This is a genomic window from Candidatus Protochlamydia phocaeensis, from assembly GCF_001545115.1.
Classification (GTDB): Bacteria; Chlamydiota; Chlamydiia; order Chlamydiales; family Parachlamydiaceae; genus Protochlamydia_A; species Protochlamydia_A phocaeensis.
This window is the reverse complement of record NZ_FCNU01000022.1, coordinates 111,987-126,875: the sequence shown is the minus strand read 5'-3', so window position 1 is coordinate 126,875 and position 14,889 is coordinate 111,987. Positions and strand designations below refer to the sequence as shown.

General features: G+C 44.3%; 16 protein-coding genes. 7 read left to right on the top strand and 9 right to left on the bottom strand.

The window, feature by feature from the left end; genetic code table 11:
- Position 1: 1 nt before the first annotated feature.
- From BN3769_RS08025 to BN3769_RS08000, 6 genes are all read left to right on the top strand, one after another.
- Positions 2-1,264, top strand: a complete 1,263-nt coding sequence (locus tag BN3769_RS08025; protein ID WP_068469362.1) for an argininosuccinate synthase — start codon at positions 2-4, stop codon at positions 1,262-1,264.
- Positions 1,248-2,594, top strand: coding sequence for an argininosuccinate lyase (gene argH, locus BN3769_RS08020; RefSeq protein WP_068469360.1), 1,347 nt, complete (start codon positions 1,248-1,250; stop codon positions 2,592-2,594). Before BN3769_RS08025 ends, argH begins: the two co-directional genes overlap by 17 nt.
- Positions 2,595-2,756: 162 nt before the next feature.
- Positions 2,757-3,005, top strand: coding sequence for a bacteriophage holin (locus BN3769_RS08015; RefSeq protein WP_068469358.1), 249 nt, complete (start codon positions 2,757-2,759; stop codon positions 3,003-3,005).
- A gap of 275 nt (positions 3,006-3,280) precedes the next feature.
- Positions 3,281-4,264, top strand: coding sequence for an ABC transporter ATP-binding protein (locus BN3769_RS08010; RefSeq protein WP_068469356.1), 984 nt, complete (start codon positions 3,281-3,283; stop codon positions 4,262-4,264).
- Positions 4,261-5,052 (top strand): ABC transporter permease, encoded by a 792-nt coding sequence (locus BN3769_RS08005; protein WP_068469355.1) that lies wholly within the window; start codon positions 4,261-4,263, stop codon positions 5,050-5,052. The genes BN3769_RS08010 and BN3769_RS08005 overlap by 4 nt, the downstream gene beginning before the upstream one ends.
- Positions 5,053-5,847: an ABC transporter permease gene (locus BN3769_RS08000; protein WP_068469353.1), complete on the top strand. Its 795-nt coding sequence runs from the start codon at positions 5,053-5,055 to the stop codon at positions 5,845-5,847. It abuts the gene before it with no gap.
- Positions 5,848-5,901: 54 nt separating this feature from the next.
- Here the strand turns inward: BN3769_RS08000 and BN3769_RS07995 are convergent, their stop codons facing one another.
- The 8 genes from BN3769_RS07995 to BN3769_RS07965 all read right to left on the bottom strand — a co-directional run bounded on the left by BN3769_RS07995 (position 5,902) and on the right by BN3769_RS07965 (position 12,403).
- Positions 5,902-6,762 (bottom strand): prohibitin family protein, encoded by an 861-nt coding sequence (locus BN3769_RS07995; RefSeq protein ID WP_068469351.1) that lies wholly within the window; start codon positions 6,760-6,762, stop codon positions 5,902-5,904.
- An 86-nt stretch (positions 6,763-6,848) separates the two neighbouring features.
- The gene (locus BN3769_RS14735; protein WP_154017860.1) at positions 6,849-7,052 is read right to left on the bottom strand and encodes a hypothetical protein; all 204 of its coding nucleotides are present in this window, start codon (positions 7,050-7,052) and stop codon (positions 6,849-6,851) included.
- Complete coding sequence (locus BN3769_RS07990; protein ID WP_154017859.1) at positions 7,027-7,626, bottom strand: hypothetical protein; 600 nt, start codon at positions 7,624-7,626, stop codon at positions 7,027-7,029. The genes BN3769_RS14735 and BN3769_RS07990 overlap by 26 nt, the downstream gene beginning before the upstream one ends.
- 133 nt (positions 7,627-7,759) lie before the next feature.
- Positions 7,760-8,671 (bottom strand): LURP-one-related family protein, encoded by a 912-nt coding sequence (locus BN3769_RS07985; RefSeq protein ID WP_068469347.1) that lies wholly within the window; start codon positions 8,669-8,671, stop codon positions 7,760-7,762.
- Between the two features lie 142 nt (positions 8,672-8,813).
- Positions 8,814-9,833: an alcohol dehydrogenase gene (locus tag BN3769_RS07980; protein ID WP_068469345.1), complete on the bottom strand. Its 1,020-nt coding sequence runs from the start codon at positions 9,831-9,833 to the stop codon at positions 8,814-8,816.
- Between the two features lie 87 nt (positions 9,834-9,920).
- On the bottom strand, positions 9,921-11,021 hold the full coding sequence (gmd, locus tag BN3769_RS07975; protein WP_068469647.1) for a GDP-mannose 4,6-dehydratase: 1,101 nt from the start codon (positions 11,019-11,021) through the stop codon (positions 9,921-9,923).
- A gap of 70 nt (positions 11,022-11,091) precedes the next feature.
- Positions 11,092-11,604, bottom strand: a complete 513-nt coding sequence (locus BN3769_RS07970; protein ID WP_068469343.1) for a DUF6790 family protein — start codon at positions 11,602-11,604, stop codon at positions 11,092-11,094.
- 49 nt (positions 11,605-11,653) lie between these two features.
- The gene (locus tag BN3769_RS07965) at positions 11,654-12,403 is read right to left on the bottom strand and encodes a DUF72 domain-containing protein (RefSeq protein WP_068469340.1); all 750 of its coding nucleotides are present in this window, start codon (positions 12,401-12,403) and stop codon (positions 11,654-11,656) included.
- 234 nt (positions 12,404-12,637) lie between these two features.
- On the opposite strand from BN3769_RS07965, the gene BN3769_RS07960 reads away from it, so the two are divergent.
- Positions 12,638-13,804 carry a hypothetical protein gene (locus BN3769_RS07960; protein WP_068469339.1) on the top strand — a complete coding sequence of 389 codons (1,167 nt, stop codon included), beginning with the start codon at positions 12,638-12,640 and terminating at the stop codon, positions 13,802-13,804.
- Between the two features lie 118 nt (positions 13,805-13,922).
- Here the strand turns inward: BN3769_RS07960 and BN3769_RS07955 are convergent, their stop codons facing one another.
- Positions 13,923-14,804, bottom strand: coding sequence for a bifunctional methionine sulfoxide reductase B/A protein (locus tag BN3769_RS07955; protein WP_068469336.1), 882 nt, complete (start codon positions 14,802-14,804; stop codon positions 13,923-13,925).
- Positions 14,805-14,889 lie beyond the last annotated feature (85 nt).

Below are 14,889 nucleotides of genomic sequence, written 5' to 3'. Positions count from 1 at the left end.
GATGTTTTTAGCGCCTATTTTAGAAAAAATTAAGCAAACGCCCGTGACGAAAGGGCAAAAAGTTGCAGTTGCGTTTTCCGGAGGATTGGATTCTTCCTTAGCCATCGCCCTCTTGCGCCATATTTATGAAGCCAAAGAGATCATTCCCATTACCATTGATGTCGGACAGGGCGAAGAGGAAATGCAGGACATGCATGCCAAGGCGGCCATTCTAGGCATCACCCCTTTTATTATCGATGCTAAGGAAGAATTTTCTCAGCAATGGCTGTCAAAAGCGATTCAGGCAAATTCCGATTATAATGGCTATCCTGTCTCCACTTCTATGACTAGGCAGCTTGTCGCCAAACTGGTTGCCCTTAAAGCCAAAGAGTTGGAATGCGACGCCATTTTAGAAGGATCGACAGGAAAAGGCAACGATCAATACCGCATGCACAATGTCTTCAAATTATTCGCGCCTGAATTGGATATTTTGGTCCCTGTACGCGATTTCAATCTCACGCGTTTAGAAGAGCAAATCCTTTGCAAACACTGGAATATTCCCATCAGCGAGCAAATTGTCGGAGGAGATGATAAAACGCTATGGTGCCGTTCAATTGCCTCCGGAGCCGTTGATCTCAATCAACCTATCCCTGATCATGTTTGGATGTGGAAAAGGCCTATTTCTCACGCATCCGATGAAGGAATTGCTGTGGAAATTGAATTTGCTCAAGGCATCCCCATTGCGCTTAATGGGGAAAGCCTTCCTTTGGATGGCATCATTGCCTCGCTTAATCAGCTAGCCGGCCAACAGGGCATTGGCCTGATCGACATGTTTGAAGATGGCATCATGGACTTGAAAAGCCGGGAGGTTTACGAAGCGCCTGCCGCCCATGTAATCTTAAAGCTTCATCGCGATTTAGAGCAGCAATGCTTGACCAAGGATGAAATTCAATTTAAAAAAATCGTCGATGCGCAATGGGCTTATTTAGTTTATCATGGCCTATGGTTTTCTCCCTTAAAACAAGCATTGGATGCTTTTATCGCGCAAACCCAACAAGTCTTAGGCGGAAAAATCCGCGCTAAGCTATATAAAGGAAATATTGAAATTCTGCATCGCGAGTCGAAATATTCGCTTTTTGCTCCTGACGTTCGCTCCATCAAAAGCGCTTCGTTTGATCAAAGATGGTGCGCCCATGCAGCAAAAATTAAAGGCCTGCCCTGCGAAATCCTAGCCAAGCGACAAGAAAAACTCTCAAAGGAGGGCTGCTATGAAATTGTGGGATAAGGGATATCAACTTGATGAAGCCGTCGAAGCCTTTATGACAGGGGATGATCCCCTTTTAGATATCGCCCTTTTGCCTTATGATTGCCTTGGAAGCATGGCCCATGCCAGCATGTTGGCTAAAATTGGCATTTTGACAACCGAGGAATGCCATCAGCTGCTTCAAGGCCTCAGCCATATTCTTTCTCTTGCTAAAAAGGGCTTATTTACAATTAAACAGACAGACGAGGATGTGCATACGGCTGTCGAAAACTATTTGGTGGAATCGCTTGGGAATTTAGGTAAAAAGCTCCATACTGCCCGATCGCGAAATGATCAAGTCCTGCTTGATATGCGGTTGTATATGAGAGATCAGATTTTGCAAACAATGGAAGCCCTTGCGTCCCTTAGCCAAGTCTTGATTCGCTTTGCCGATGAAAACCATGCTGTGCCTATTCCTGGCCGGACGCACTTTCAACATGCCATGCCCTCTTCTTTAGGGCTTTGGGCCGGAGCTTTTACTGAATCTTTGCTAGACGATGGGGAACTCCTTAAAAGCGCGTTCGACTTGATCAATCAAAGTCCACTGGGATCAGCGGCCAGTTATGGCGTCTCGCTGCCCATCGACCGCCAGTATTGCGCTGAACTGCTTGGATTTCGATGCGTGCAAAACAATGTGCTTTACGCCAATAACAGCCGCGGCAAATTTGAGGCGATTGTCCTACATGCCTTGGCGCAAATCATGAATGATTTAAGTAAACTGGCTACAGATATCATTATCTTTAGCGCGCCTGAATTCGGCTACCTGAAATTGCCCGAAAAATTCTGTCCGGGAAGCAGCTTAATGCCCCAAAAGCGCAATCCCTGTCCCTTAGAGCTAATCCGGGCTAAATCGGCAACGGTTCAAGGGCTTTTATTTCAAACGCTTGAAATCATTCGATCGCTTCCTTCCGGTTACAATCGGGATTTTCAAGAAACCAAGCGGCCGCTCATGCAAGGATTTGATATGACTCTCGCCTCATTGCATGTATTCCTTAAAGTCTTTGAAGGCATTCAAATCGATCAGGATGCTTGCCTAAAGGCTTTTACTCCTGAGCTATTTGCCACAGACCAAGTCTTGCAGCTCGCTAAGAATGGCGTTCCTTTCCGCGACGCTTATCGCCAAGTGGCTCAAAGCTTAGAGTCCGTTTCTCAAGCAGATCCGGTTACGAATATTCTTTCAAAGATTCATCAAGGAGCTACAGGCAATTTAGGCCTCGAACAAAGCCGTTTTAAAGCCGATGGCTATATCAATTGGATACAACATCATCAATCTAATTGGGATGCGCTTTTTAAAAAATTAATTCCTTCTTAAATTTTATTCCTCTTCTATGCCGGAATTTGAATGCGTTTAAATTCCGGCCTCTTCCCTTTATTTCCTCCTTTCAATTTTCTCCTTTCCCCTAATTTTTATTGTCAAAGCTCGGCAAACTTGCTATAGGCAAATATAAAATTTTTATTTTAAAAGGAGAGAATCATGTTATACCCTGTTCGCTTAGGAATTGCCGGGGGAATCGTTTGGGGAGTATCCCTCTTTTTATTCACAATCCTCTCTCTTTATTCGGGATATGCAGAGCAGTTCTTAAATTTGATGGCCAATATCTATCCAGGCTATGAGATTTCTTGGCCAGGGGCTTTTATTGGACTTCTATATGGATTTGCCGATGTCTTCATTGGTCTTGCCCTTATTGCGTGGCTTTACAATAAGATGAAGATTCACGTTTAAAAAATTTAGGCTTTCTTTTTATTTAAGAAGCTATATTTGAAATTATTTTCTCCCTGGTAGAAAATAATTCGAATCTAGTTATTATTGGTTTAATCATTCTTTAAAAGCCTTATAATATTTTTTCCTTTACTTTTTACAAGCAACGCGACATAATTATTCCCCGCCTCTACGCTCTTTCTAAAACACCATTCTTTCCTTAAAATCGATCAGCTTATTACTGCTTGAGCTTGTTTGATTCTGGGAAATAACGACAACAAATAAATTTATAAGTCTGCATGAGTATTATAGCTGTTGAAGCTCTTTGGAAAGAGTTTTATATTCCCAAACGTAAAAAAGGCTTTTTAGGCAATTTCGCTTCTTTATTTTCTCGCGAGTACATTGTCAAAACAGCTTTAGACCGCATTTCTTTTACTATTGAAGAAGGCGAACTCGTCGGCTATATCGGTCCTAACGGAGCCGGTAAAAGCACAACCGTGAAGATTCTGTCCGGCATTTTAGTTCCAAATGGCGGCAGCGTCAAAGTCATGGGAAAAACGCCGTGGGATTATCGGATTGAGACTGTCAGTCAATTGGGAGTTGTTTTTGGCCAGCGCACCCAGCTATGGTGGGACCTACCCGTCATTGAGTCGTTTGAACTGCTGCGGGATATTTATCGCGTCCCGGCAGATGTCTATCGCAAAACGCTGGAGTCTCTGACCGACACCTTAGAACTTTCTAAACTTTGCCACATTCCCGTCCGCCAACTTAGCTTAGGCCAGCGCATGCGCTGCGATATTGCCGCTTCACTGCTGCATTCACCGAAGATTCTATTTTTGGATGAGCCTACCATTGGACTAGATGCAGTCAGCAAGCTGGCCGTGCGCGACTTTATCCGCCACCTGAACAAGGAACGACAAGTCACCATCATGCTGACCACGCATGACATGGATGACATCGAGTCCTTGTGCAATCGCGTGCTGATTTTAAATGAAGGCCGCCTGTTTCTGGACGGTTCACTGGAAGCCTTGCGCCAAAAGCTTCTTCCGGAACGCCGCCTGATTGTCGATCTGCTCCATGAGCATGAGACCATCCGAGACCCGCAAGCCGCTTTCTTTAAACAAGAAGGCCACCGTGTCTGGCTCAGCTTTAATCCCGTTGAAACGTCTACGCCAGAACTCATTAGGCGCATTACAGCCAGCCATGCCATTCGCGATCTCTATATTGAAAATCCGCCGATTGAAGAGATTATCGCCAAACTTTATCGGGATGTCAATCTATGAAGGCTTATTTGGCCATTTTTAAATGCCGGCTATCCGCTTTATTTCAATATCGCTTGGCAGCTTTTGCCGGCCTTAGCACCCAAATTTTCTGGGGGTTCGTCAAAATGATGATCCTGCAAGCTTTTTATGCGCATGCGCTCTCCCCTCCCCCTATTTCTCTTCCTCAAGCCATTACTTTTGTCTGGCTTGGACAAGCCCTTCTTCAATTGCTGCCTTGGAACATCGATAGGGAAATTGAAGCTCAAGTCAGGACGGGCAATGTAGCCTATGAATTAGTCCGACCGATTGATGTATATGGACTGTGGTTTGTTAGATCCTTGGCCTTGCGGTTTATTCCCACTCTCATGCGCAGTTTGCCATTGTTTCTCGTTGCTGGACTATTTTTCGGCCTTTCCATGCCAGCTTCAGCGTCAGCCGGTATTTTTTTTAGCTTGTCATTGTTTTGCTCGATGCTATTGTCCGCTGCCATGACCACCCTTGTGGTGATCAGCTTATTTTGGACTATATCCGGCGAGGGCATCCTGCGTTTGCTGCCTCATTTGACGATGATCCTTTCCGGTATGGTCGTGCCATTGCCCTTATTTCCCGATTGGATGCAGCCATTCTTAAGCATTCAGCCTTTTAGAGGCATTATCGATATTCCCGTCAGGCTCTATACAGGGATCATTCCTCCTGCTGAAGGACTTTTCTATCTAGGCTTCCAGCTCGCTTGGTTTGCTTTCTTTGTTGTATTGGGCAGAGCCCTCATGCATCAGGCCATGAAACGCATTATCATTCAAGGGGGATAAATGCTTCACTCGCTTCGCCTCTATTTTAAATTGTTTGGATCGTCTTTTAAGTCGCAAATGCAGCATCGCGCCTCTTTTTTCATGTTGGCCATTGCCCATTTTATTTCCACTTTCGTTGATATTTTTGGCATATGGGTCCTTTTTGCCCGCTTTAAAGTTATTCAAGGATGGACGCTAGAGGAGCTGGCTCTAATCTACGGCATTATGCATATGGGATTTGCAGCAGCGGAAGCCATTGCCAGGGGATTTGATACTTTCAGTACGCTTATCAAGCAAGGAGATTTTGACCGCCTATTGCTAAGACCTACGGGAACGCTTTTTCAAGTCGCCACGCGCGAATTCCAGCTGATGCGCATCGGGCGCTTCTTCCAAGGACTGGCCGTCCTCTTGTGGGGATGCCATCAGCTTCATCTGCCTTTCCTCTCTCTTTCTTCTCTTATCCTGTCTCTCGCCCTTATTGGAACAACCTGCCTTTTTTATGGACTGTTCATCATTCAGGCAACGCTTTGCTTTTGGACGACAGAGACATTGGAAATCATGAATATCACCACTTATGGCGGGCTTGAATCCGGACAATATCCCATGAGCATTTATCATCCCTCTTTCCGGCTGTTTTTTACTTTCGTTATTCCGCTTGCTTGTGTAGCTTACTATCCCCTTGCCGTGATGCTGAAGCATGAAGCGCTTCCCTTATGGACCGGCATGCTACTTCCGCTGGCCGGTGTGGCTTTTCTTGGCTTGTCTTGCCAGCTCTGGAAAATCGGCGTCAGCCGCTATCAATCGACAGGAAATTAAGAGGAATTAAAATGAAAGCCTCCCCAGGGCAATTCCCTGGGGGATAAGAAGCCTTTACTTTTTAGGCTGGGCATCAGGCATAAATGGCAACATCATGCCATGATTTCCCAATGCGGCTGGAAGTTGTCCATTCCATTTTTGAACAGCCTGCCATTGGATCAATTCCGGCGTTAAGGACAGGGAAATGATTTGATTGGACTCCGCTTGCGCCCTTGCGCGGATCAGGGCACTTTCCGCTTCCCCATGCGCCTTGGCCATTTGCTTTTTTGCTTCGGCTTCAGATTCGCGCAGCTCATTCTCCCTTTGCTGTGCGCGTTGGACCGCTTCGATCTTGGCATTTAAAGCTTTGACAACGCTATCTGGAAAGTGGAGATTTCCCACTAAATAAATGCGTTCAATGATAATGCCCAAGTCTTGCAAGTCATGCCGCACTAAAGATTGAATGTCATCGAAAAATTTCTCTTTAGCTGGGCCATACAGGTCTTCGATCCTTAATTTCGAAGCGCATTTATTAATGGCATCCCGGGTAAAATTGCGAATAAAAACATCCGTGATTTCATCCATGCCCCGACGATATTTTGCAAATAAAATATGGATCTTGTCATGGCGCAGATGATAGGTCACTCCTACATCCGCCTCTACTGCCAATCCCTCAGACGTTTGGAAGGTAAACTTCTTCTCTCCATCCCATAAATGGTTCTGCTCAAAGCTGGGAAATTTATAGACAACTTTCCAAGGTGCAATAAAATGGGCGCCCACATGCAGCTCTTGCTCTTCTACGCCCTTATCCGTTCCAAACATATTGACAACTACGCCTACATAGCCAGGCGGAATCATGACAAATGCAAAGGTATAAGTCAAAAACACTAAGATGGCTACAGCAGCCGCTACGACAGTGTAATTAAAATTTTTCATCTTAAAACTCTCAATAAATTAAAAACAAAAGGACATGAGTATAAAGGCCTGATAAGGAAGTAAGCAAGAAGATTTAATAACCTGAGTTAATTGGAAAAAGACTTGGACGTTTGCCGATTCTTGCCTTCATTGCACTCCGCATACTCTGTCGTTATCATTTTGTACCCTGAATAAGCTAAAAAGTAACCACAGAGCATGCGGAGAAAAGAGAATTTTTGTCTACGCTCAGTGCGCGACTGGCAAGCGAGCTGATGAATATAGCCGCTAAGAGGAGGAAGGAGCTTGACCAAGCAATACATTCTTTTGGCTTTTATAGGCTGCTATAATGGCTTCTTCTCGCTGTAAGTCTCCATTATTTTTTTGCCACATTAAAGATCCAAATCTGGTATCCAGCTCTTTGATTGTTGCCGCTTGTTGTAGATCTGCTAGGGCTTCTGTATACAAATCAGAGAATTGAATCCCTGCCGATTGAATCGCCTTATTTATTTTTCGCAATTGATAGCTGAGAACGTAATATCCAATGGTGATTCCTATGTTAATCAAATTCAAATAAAGCCTTATCTGTCCATGTCCCTGCTTAAGATCATCTATTAGGAACGCGGGCATTTTTATCAAACCGATTACGCCAAGCACTAATTGAAAAGTCAGCAAGCCTGTTCCCGGCTTTTTGTAAGCGCAAAAATACATCACCAAGGCCCAAATAAGCCCAACGAATAATTGTATGCTTGTTTCAATCAATGCAAGCTTAAACGCCTCATTGCTCAGAAAAGCGCCTTCCACTCCCAGATTAAACAAAGGGAGAACAAGTGACATGGTCACTAGAAGAAGCAGCCATCGTTTCTTGACTTTGCTACTATCCATCATTTTTTCCTTCTTTGAGACTGTCATAGGATCTAGACAATTAGCCATTCGGCAGTCTCTAACAGTAATTACTCTCTTCTTTTAAAAATCAGATAAACAAACAACGATTCTTTGTTAGCAAGGATTAAAGCTTGCTTTATTTCAATTCTTTAAATTTTTCTTCTAGCATAAGAAATAAGGCGGCTTTTTGTTGCGGATTCAGTTGATCGGACTCCAGCAAGTCCAATAGCTGACTCAAATAGAGTGAAATGGCTTCTTCCTTATCGTCCCTATTTCCTATTAGGCTAGAGAAATCCGTGATCGATTCTATGAAAAGAAAATCGTCAGGAGTAGGCTCGATACCGGCAAGAGCTGCTCGATAGTCCTCTAGTTTTTCTTTAAATTCTCCATAATTTGAATACGCAAACACATTAAATAAGGGCACCTGTTGGCTAGCAGAATTTCTTATCGATTCCCAGTATTCCCTATCGACTTGGAAAGCCATAAGCGTTAAAAACATATGTGGATGAATTCCCTTTTCGCCAAACGCGCTGGGATCGACGATTTTAACAGTCCAATTATTTTTAAAACGAAAGAAAGAACGCCAAATAACGGCGATTGTATGACCATCAAAAGGATCTGTTAAAATATAAGTTGTCCTCCAAAAATTGAGGGTCGCTTCAGCCAATTTTAATCCGGAAGGCGCAAGAATTTTAAAGGAGGGGAAAAACCAAGCAAATTCTTCCTCGACAGAGCCGATGGGAATCGATTGATGATCGACTATATCGAATACAGCACCAAAGCTCCAAAATCGCATTCTCGCTTTCGCCAATAATTGCTCTTCCTGATTTTTTAAGTGATATTCAGGCATCAAGGAAAAGAACCTTCGATGAACTGTGCCCAAAACATGCGTGCGGCTTTCGATATCAAACGTGGTCGTCCAAGAGAGCCACCTTTCTCGAACATACAATTCTTCTGGTAAATCTGTGGCTTTTAAAGTGAACGGCACGAAAAAAAACAGGATGATAGGTAGAATAAACGCCAGGATCTTAGATAAAGAATTTCTCATAAATTTATTCTCAATTTTTTAGAAATTTTTTTAGTCTAAGACAGGGAAGAAAAAAAGAAAAGGAGAAATCAATTCTCCTTTATGGGTAGAGAGCTTTGAAGAATGGCGCTTTCTTCCTTAAAGATAGAAGAAATCGTTAAAGCTATTGCCCCGTTTCCAAGACAACGCGAAAACGGGCTTTTCCACTCATCATGAATTCATAGGCTTCAGCGGCTTTCTCGAGAGGATAGACATGGTTCATGGATCGAATGTCGTTAAGAGCGCTGAAGAGCAAGGTGTCTTGAGAATCCGCCGCTGTTCCGCTTGGCCATCCTGCAATTGAGCGTCGGGCGCCAATTAAGCTAAGCACGGAGACTTGCAAAGGATCGGAGGCCACTCCCACAGTCACAAGTTTTCCATCGATCGCCAGTCCGTCTATCACAGAACTGATGGCCTTGCCGCTTGTCACGGTCGATAAAATGACTTTGGCGCCCCCTCTTTTCTTGAGCTCTTCTGCGACGTTTTGGCTTTCCGAATCAATATACTCGCGAGCCCCCAGCTTTTTGGCCAAAGCAGCTTTACTCTCTCCTCGCGCAATGGCAATGGTTTGAAATCCCATTTTAGCTGCAAACTGCACGGCTAAGTGCCCCAGCCCGCCAATGCCAAGAATAGCGACTCTATCGCCGGCCACAGCCCCGCTATGTCTCAAAGCATTGAAAGTGGTGATGCCGGCACACATTAGCGGGCCTGCATCTACCGCTGATAGCTCTTCGGGAATTAAAGCCAACGCCTCAACAGGAGCGATCATGTAATCTGCGTAGCCTCCATCAAATGTTATCCCCGAGATCTGTCCATTTGCGCAGGTAACAAAATCTCCTCGCCGGCACGACTCGCAGTGTCCGCAATGTCCGCCATACCAGCCCACCCCTACTCTTTGCCCCTTCTGCCAGCCGATCACATCTGGACCTACCGCATCGATAATGCCGGCCACTTCATGTCCCGGTATCCGCGGATAGTTAATTCCCGGGAACGTTCCTTCTTTAGTAAAAGAATCGCTGTGGCAGATTCCGCATGCTTGGACTTTGATGCGCACAGTGCCGGTTTTCGGTTCTGGAATCTCTCTTTGGACGAGTTCGAAAGGCTGATTGGGACCAGGAACTTGAACCGCGCGCATTTTAGCCATACATGCTCCTTTAAGATAAAGATCTTCACTCGTTTAAAATAATTAATACATACACATCTTTGTCAGAATCGGAATAAATCGGCAAGGTTATTGTAAAGCTAGCTCTCTGGACGCAATTTTTAAATCTGCTTCAACCATGATCTTTAGCAGCTCTTGAAAGCTCGTTTTCGGCTTCCATTTGAGCACTGTTTCAGCTTTTGTGGGCTTACCCAATAAGAAATCAACCTCCGCCGGGCGATAATAGCGCGGGTCGATTTTGACAAGTATTTTTCCTGTTTTGGCATCTATTCCACATTCATCCACGCCTGTTCCATGCCATTCGATCTCGATTCCCAGTTCCTTATAAGCCAATTCGACAAATTCCCTTACAGAATGCGCTTCTCCTGTTGCCACGACATAATCATCAGGCTTATCCTGCTGCAGCATCAACCACATGGCCTCTACATAATCTTTCGCATAGCCCCAGTCGCGCTTGGCATCCAAGTTCCCCAAGTACAAGACATCTTGCAAACCGAGATATTGCCGGCAGGCCGCCAGGGTAATCTTGCGCGTGACAAAAGTCTCTCCTCTTAGGGGAGATTCATGATTAAACAGGATACCATTGCAGGCAAAAATGCCATAGGATTCGCGATAATTGACTGTAATCCAATAGCCATAGAGCTTGGCGACTCCATAGGGCGAGCGAGGATAAAACGGCGTTTTTTCTGTTTGAGGCGTTTCTTGAACTAAACCATAGAGCTCGCTTGTAGAAGCCTGATAATATTTCGTTTTTTCTTCCAACCCAAGCAGGCGAATGGCTTCTAAAATGCGCAACGACCCGATCCCATCCACTTCCGCTGTATACTCCGGAAGCTCAAAGGAGACTTTAACATGGCTTTGTGCGGCCAAATTATAAATTTCATCCGGCTGAATAGTCTGAATCAAACTAATGACGTTAGCTGTATCCGTCAGGTCGCCATAATGCAAAATAAAGTGGGATTGCGCATTATGAATATCTTGATAAAAAGCATCGATACGAGTGGTATTAAGGGAAGAGGATCGTCTTTTTATTCCATGCACTTCATAATTTCTGCCTAAAAGAAATTCGGTTAAGTAAGCCCCATCTTGTCCTGTGACGCCAAAAATTAAAGCTTTCTTTACTGGGGGCTGCGGCCTCTCTTCATTTGCTTGAATAGTAGAGCCCACCATCAGCAAGCAAAAAGAATAAAGGAGATAGCGAAACACCTTTTTGTCCATCGAAATGACCTTAATTGAAGATTTAAATTTTGCCAGCCTGTTCCAAGTCCAGCTCTTTTCTTTTACTCTTAACATAAAAATAGAGGGTAATGCAAAGAAGAATGGGAACAAGAAGATCGGTATAAACAAGAATGCCTAGATTACCTTCACTATAATTGTGACGAGCATATGCATCGTAGAAATGATGGATGGCATCTCCAAAAATCCAAATGGAAAAGCCCACAACTGTCGCTATCCAAAAAGACCGCCTAAACCAAATGCACATGATGCCAAGCACGCCGAACGCCAAATTGACATTGCCCAATTCTTGTTGGAAAGGACACATGGGCCACTGCAGCAGCTGAGCCGCCACGTCATCCATGAAGGTCAATCCAATAAAAGCCACAAGGCTTGTCACTCCTACATAAAAGACAAGCTCATATAAAAGAAGCAATTCGATTATTCGGTCCTTTGTCCATTGATGCGAAGGCAGCTTGAATAAATGGATGATAAAGGCAATCGCTCCCAATCCATACAAACTTAAGAAATAGTACATGCTTCCTCCTGAAATACGATTGCTTAAATACACTGATTTTGAGATTTCTTTAAAGCTCTTTTAGCAACATTTTTTTTAAACGCAAGGCGTCTTTAATTGCATAGCCTTTTTCATCATTATCAAAATAGCAATAGACTGTTAAATGCGAAGCCCATTGAGCGATTTGATGTTGCCACTTTTCCAATTCTTGCGCGCTATAAGAGCCTTGATAAGCCTTATGAGGCCCGTGTAAGCGGATATAGGTAAAAGGGACCGTTACTTCCTTAGGCGTACACTGACCGTTAATTTCCGAAATGCATAGGGCCAGGCGTCGCGTATGCAAGATTTCATAAATATCATCGGCGAACCAAGACGGATGGCGAAACTCAAAAGCATAGGTGAAAGGTTCTGCTAAAGAACGAACAAATTCTTCTAACCGCTCCGCGTTCTTTTTAAAAGCAAAGGGAAGCTGAAAGAGCAAAGGTCCCAGCTGTTTGCGCAAAGGTCGAATGCTATCAAAAAAACGGGCTGTACTTTCTGCCGCATCTTTTAACTTTTTGCTATGCGTGATAAATTGACTAGCCTTTACAGAGAAAATAAAGTCGTTAGGAACTTGTTCGATCCAATTCTGCAGCGCTGTTGCTGCTGGAAGCCGATAGAAGGTAGAATTGACTTCTACTGTTTTAAAGTGGTTAGCATAAAAACGCAGGCTTTCTTGCCATCTCACATTAGAAGGATAAAAAACAGCCTTCCAATGGGCATAGTGCCATCCTGATGTGCCAATTTGAATATGAGGAGGAAGTTCCCGCTTATCCGGCATGCCCAGCTCGGAAAAAAGCCAAGGCCCTTGTTTGCTGCATTGATTACCCGCCTGTTAATATTTTTATTTTTTTGTTAAATTAGGCGAATGGACGAGCTTTTTTCAAGCACAAAACACGGATGGAATCTGCCTAGCCGTCTCTTAAAACTGTAAATGGCCTAGCTAGGAGCTCACGTAATATAGTGGATTTACATGCAATTAATTATCATTTACTAAATAAATAAGGATAAATAAATGATGCAGACTACCTATTCTTCCCTATCGCCTGCCCAAGCCCCCATTCTCCCCGACGTTTCTAAAACGTCCTATTCCCACTTCTTTTCTGCATTGCCTTCCGCCTTAATAAACAATATTAAGGCAGCGAGCCAAGAAGCCCTTTCCCAAACCGCTGATTTTGTCGTATCTGAAAGCATGTACCTAGGTTCGCAGTATCCTACAACAGGCAAAATAATTAGCGGAACGATTTGTACAGCCACGGGCGTCTATTGCATTGTTAAAAGCAACGTCCCTTCCCGTCTTTTCTCTTTTTTCACCCGCTCAACTGACCCCTCTTCCACTCCGCCGGCTCAAGCCTCTTCCAAACAAAATTTGGCCGTTTTCACTCTTGGCGTACTGTCTGCCACATATGGAGCGTATAATCTCATTTCTGCCTTTAATGACTTATTTGATCTCTATTCTGAAGACTCTTCTCCTCATCCGGATTTTAATCATAGCCTCCATGCTTCCGACACCCCTCGTCAATTAACTTGCCGCCCTGGAGAAAAAATTATGAATCTCACCGAAGCGCTGGCTGCCATTCAAAACTGTCCCGCCAGTCAGGCAGTCCTTAATGAGATACACCAGCGAGGAGAGGGAATGATCAGGGTTCGAGAACTGCGTGAAGAGCATTTTCCCTATGACAATTTCTATGGAAAATGGGTGCCGGAGGCAAGAACCATTTTCGTCAGGCAAAGCCTTTGCAAGCAAAAGATTTCTGTCATCCTATTTGAAACATTAAATGCTTCTAACCAAGAAGAGCTCTTATATATTTTCGATCAAAGTGATCAGGGTAGATTAAACCGAGAAACGTATGCCAGACGCCTAGAGCAGCTTGAATTTGAAAATCGACTCACTCATCATCGCATTGTCAATGCCTGCATGGGAAGCAGCGGATGGGATCCTGAACTTGATATCTTTGCTGAAATGATCAAGGATTTTAAATCATTCAATGCATTTTGGAAAGCTATTAAAAATTCCCCACATGTCGATTTATTTAGAGAGCAGTGGGATAAAACAGCTCGGCCTGCCTATTGCCAGCGCTATCCGAATAATAAGGTATGCGGGTCCGATTATAATCCCCGGTATCAGCCAGGCTCAAGCTATTATTGGACTGCCGAAGATGTAGAAAAAGATGAACTCTAAGAGCTTGTCTTCAAATTCACAATGCGGATAAGATTTCCAAGGCCGATAGCCAAAAACTGTCTTGCCTTGGCTTATCTTCACCGCATTGCCTTCCCCTGAACTTTAGATCCGGAACTGATCACAAAGCGCTTGATTTGCTGTCTTCCGGGAAGCGCGGCGTCCACTTATGGCAATAGGGCTGGTGGCCGGTTTTGTCATAATAATCTTGGTGATAATCTTCTGCCCGATAGAAAACGCTGGCTGGAACAATTTGCGTGACAGCCTTGACTCCCAGATCAATCAGCCTTTGCTTGAGAGCTGAGGCTATTTGCTGTTGCTCTTTGGTTAAATAAAAAATGGCGGAGCGATACTGATTGCCTATATCAGGGCCTTGCCGTTGCTCTTGGGTAGGATCATGCAATTCATAAAAATACTTAGCCAATTCTTCATAGCTTATTTGATGCGGATCAAAGATTATTTCTACGGCTTCGGCATGTCCCGTTTCCCCTGTGCAGACTTCTTTATAAGTGGGATTGACGACCGTGCCGCCAATATAACCGGAAGTCACCTCTCGGACACCGGGAAGCTTTTTCATTAAATGCTCAACGCCCCAAAAACATCCTCCGGCAAAAATGGCCCGCTCATTTCCCTCTTTGGTAAAGGCGGGAATGAATCTGAGAGAGATGGAATTGACGCAGTGCCTCTGGTTTTTTTTAGTAAAGCCTTCCCCCATAAAGACATGGCCCAAATGCGCGCCGCAACGGTGACAAAGAATTTCCGTCCGCTCGCCGTCCTCATCCAGCTTGCGATCGACGCTTCCCTTCATTTCATCATCGAAGCTTGGCCAGCCGCAATGAGAAGAGAACTTATCTGAAGATAAATAAAGAGGCGCATCGCACCGGCGGCAGGCATAGATTCCCGGCTCCTTTGTCATATTATATTCTCCTGTCCCAGGCCGCTCCGTCCCTTTCCAGTTAATGACGTCATTTTCTTTGGCGGATAGTTCATGATATCTTTGCATGGCCAGCTCTCCTCTTAAAACTTCATCTTGCCTCAGCCGCTTTCTTTTGTTCAATGAAAACTCTCTTGCTCAAGTCTTTTCACAA

What these genes read in the sequence shown, in the direction of transcription:
- BN3769_RS08025 (WP_068469362.1), top strand. Translation starts at nt 2, where the DNA reads ATGTTTTTAGCGCCTATTTTAGAAAAAATTAAGCAAACGCCCGTGACG.
- argH (WP_068469360.1), top strand. Translation starts at nt 1,248, where the DNA reads ATGAAATTGTGGGATAAGGGATATCAACTTGATGAAGCCGTCGAAGCC.
- BN3769_RS08015 (WP_068469358.1), top strand. Translation starts at nt 2,757, where the DNA reads ATGTTATACCCTGTTCGCTTAGGAATTGCCGGGGGAATCGTTTGGGGA.
- BN3769_RS08010 (WP_068469356.1), top strand. Translation starts at nt 3,281, where the DNA reads ATGAGTATTATAGCTGTTGAAGCTCTTTGGAAAGAGTTTTATATTCCC.
- BN3769_RS08005 (WP_068469355.1), top strand. Translation starts at nt 4,261, where the DNA reads ATGAAGGCTTATTTGGCCATTTTTAAATGCCGGCTATCCGCTTTATTT.
- BN3769_RS08000 (WP_068469353.1), top strand. Translation starts at nt 5,053, where the DNA reads ATGCTTCACTCGCTTCGCCTCTATTTTAAATTGTTTGGATCGTCTTTT.
- BN3769_RS07995 (WP_068469351.1), bottom strand. Translation starts at nt 6,762, where the DNA reads ATGAAAAATTTTAATTACACTGTCGTAGCGGCTGCTGTAGCCATCTTA.
- BN3769_RS07990 (WP_154017859.1), bottom strand. Translation starts at nt 7,626, where the DNA reads ATGATGGATAGTAGCAAAGTCAAGAAACGATGGCTGCTTCTTCTAGTG.
- BN3769_RS07985 (WP_068469347.1), bottom strand. Translation starts at nt 8,671, where the DNA reads ATGAGAAATTCTTTATCTAAGATCCTGGCGTTTATTCTACCTATCATC.
- BN3769_RS07980 (WP_068469345.1), bottom strand. Translation starts at nt 9,833, where the DNA reads ATGGCTAAAATGCGCGCGGTTCAAGTTCCTGGTCCCAATCAGCCTTTC.
- gmd (WP_068469647.1), bottom strand. Translation starts at nt 11,021, where the DNA reads ATGGTGGGCTCTACTATTCAAGCAAATGAAGAGAGGCCGCAGCCCCCA.
- BN3769_RS07970 (WP_068469343.1), bottom strand. Translation starts at nt 11,604, where the DNA reads ATGTACTATTTCTTAAGTTTGTATGGATTGGGAGCGATTGCCTTTATC.
- BN3769_RS07965 (WP_068469340.1), bottom strand. Translation starts at nt 12,403, where the DNA reads ATGCCGGATAAGCGGGAACTTCCTCCTCATATTCAAATTGGCACATCA.
- BN3769_RS07960 (WP_068469339.1), top strand. Translation starts at nt 12,638, where the DNA reads ATGATGCAGACTACCTATTCTTCCCTATCGCCTGCCCAAGCCCCCATT.
- BN3769_RS07955 (WP_068469336.1), bottom strand. Translation starts at nt 14,804, where the DNA reads ATGCAAAGATATCATGAACTATCCGCCAAAGAAAATGACGTCATTAAC.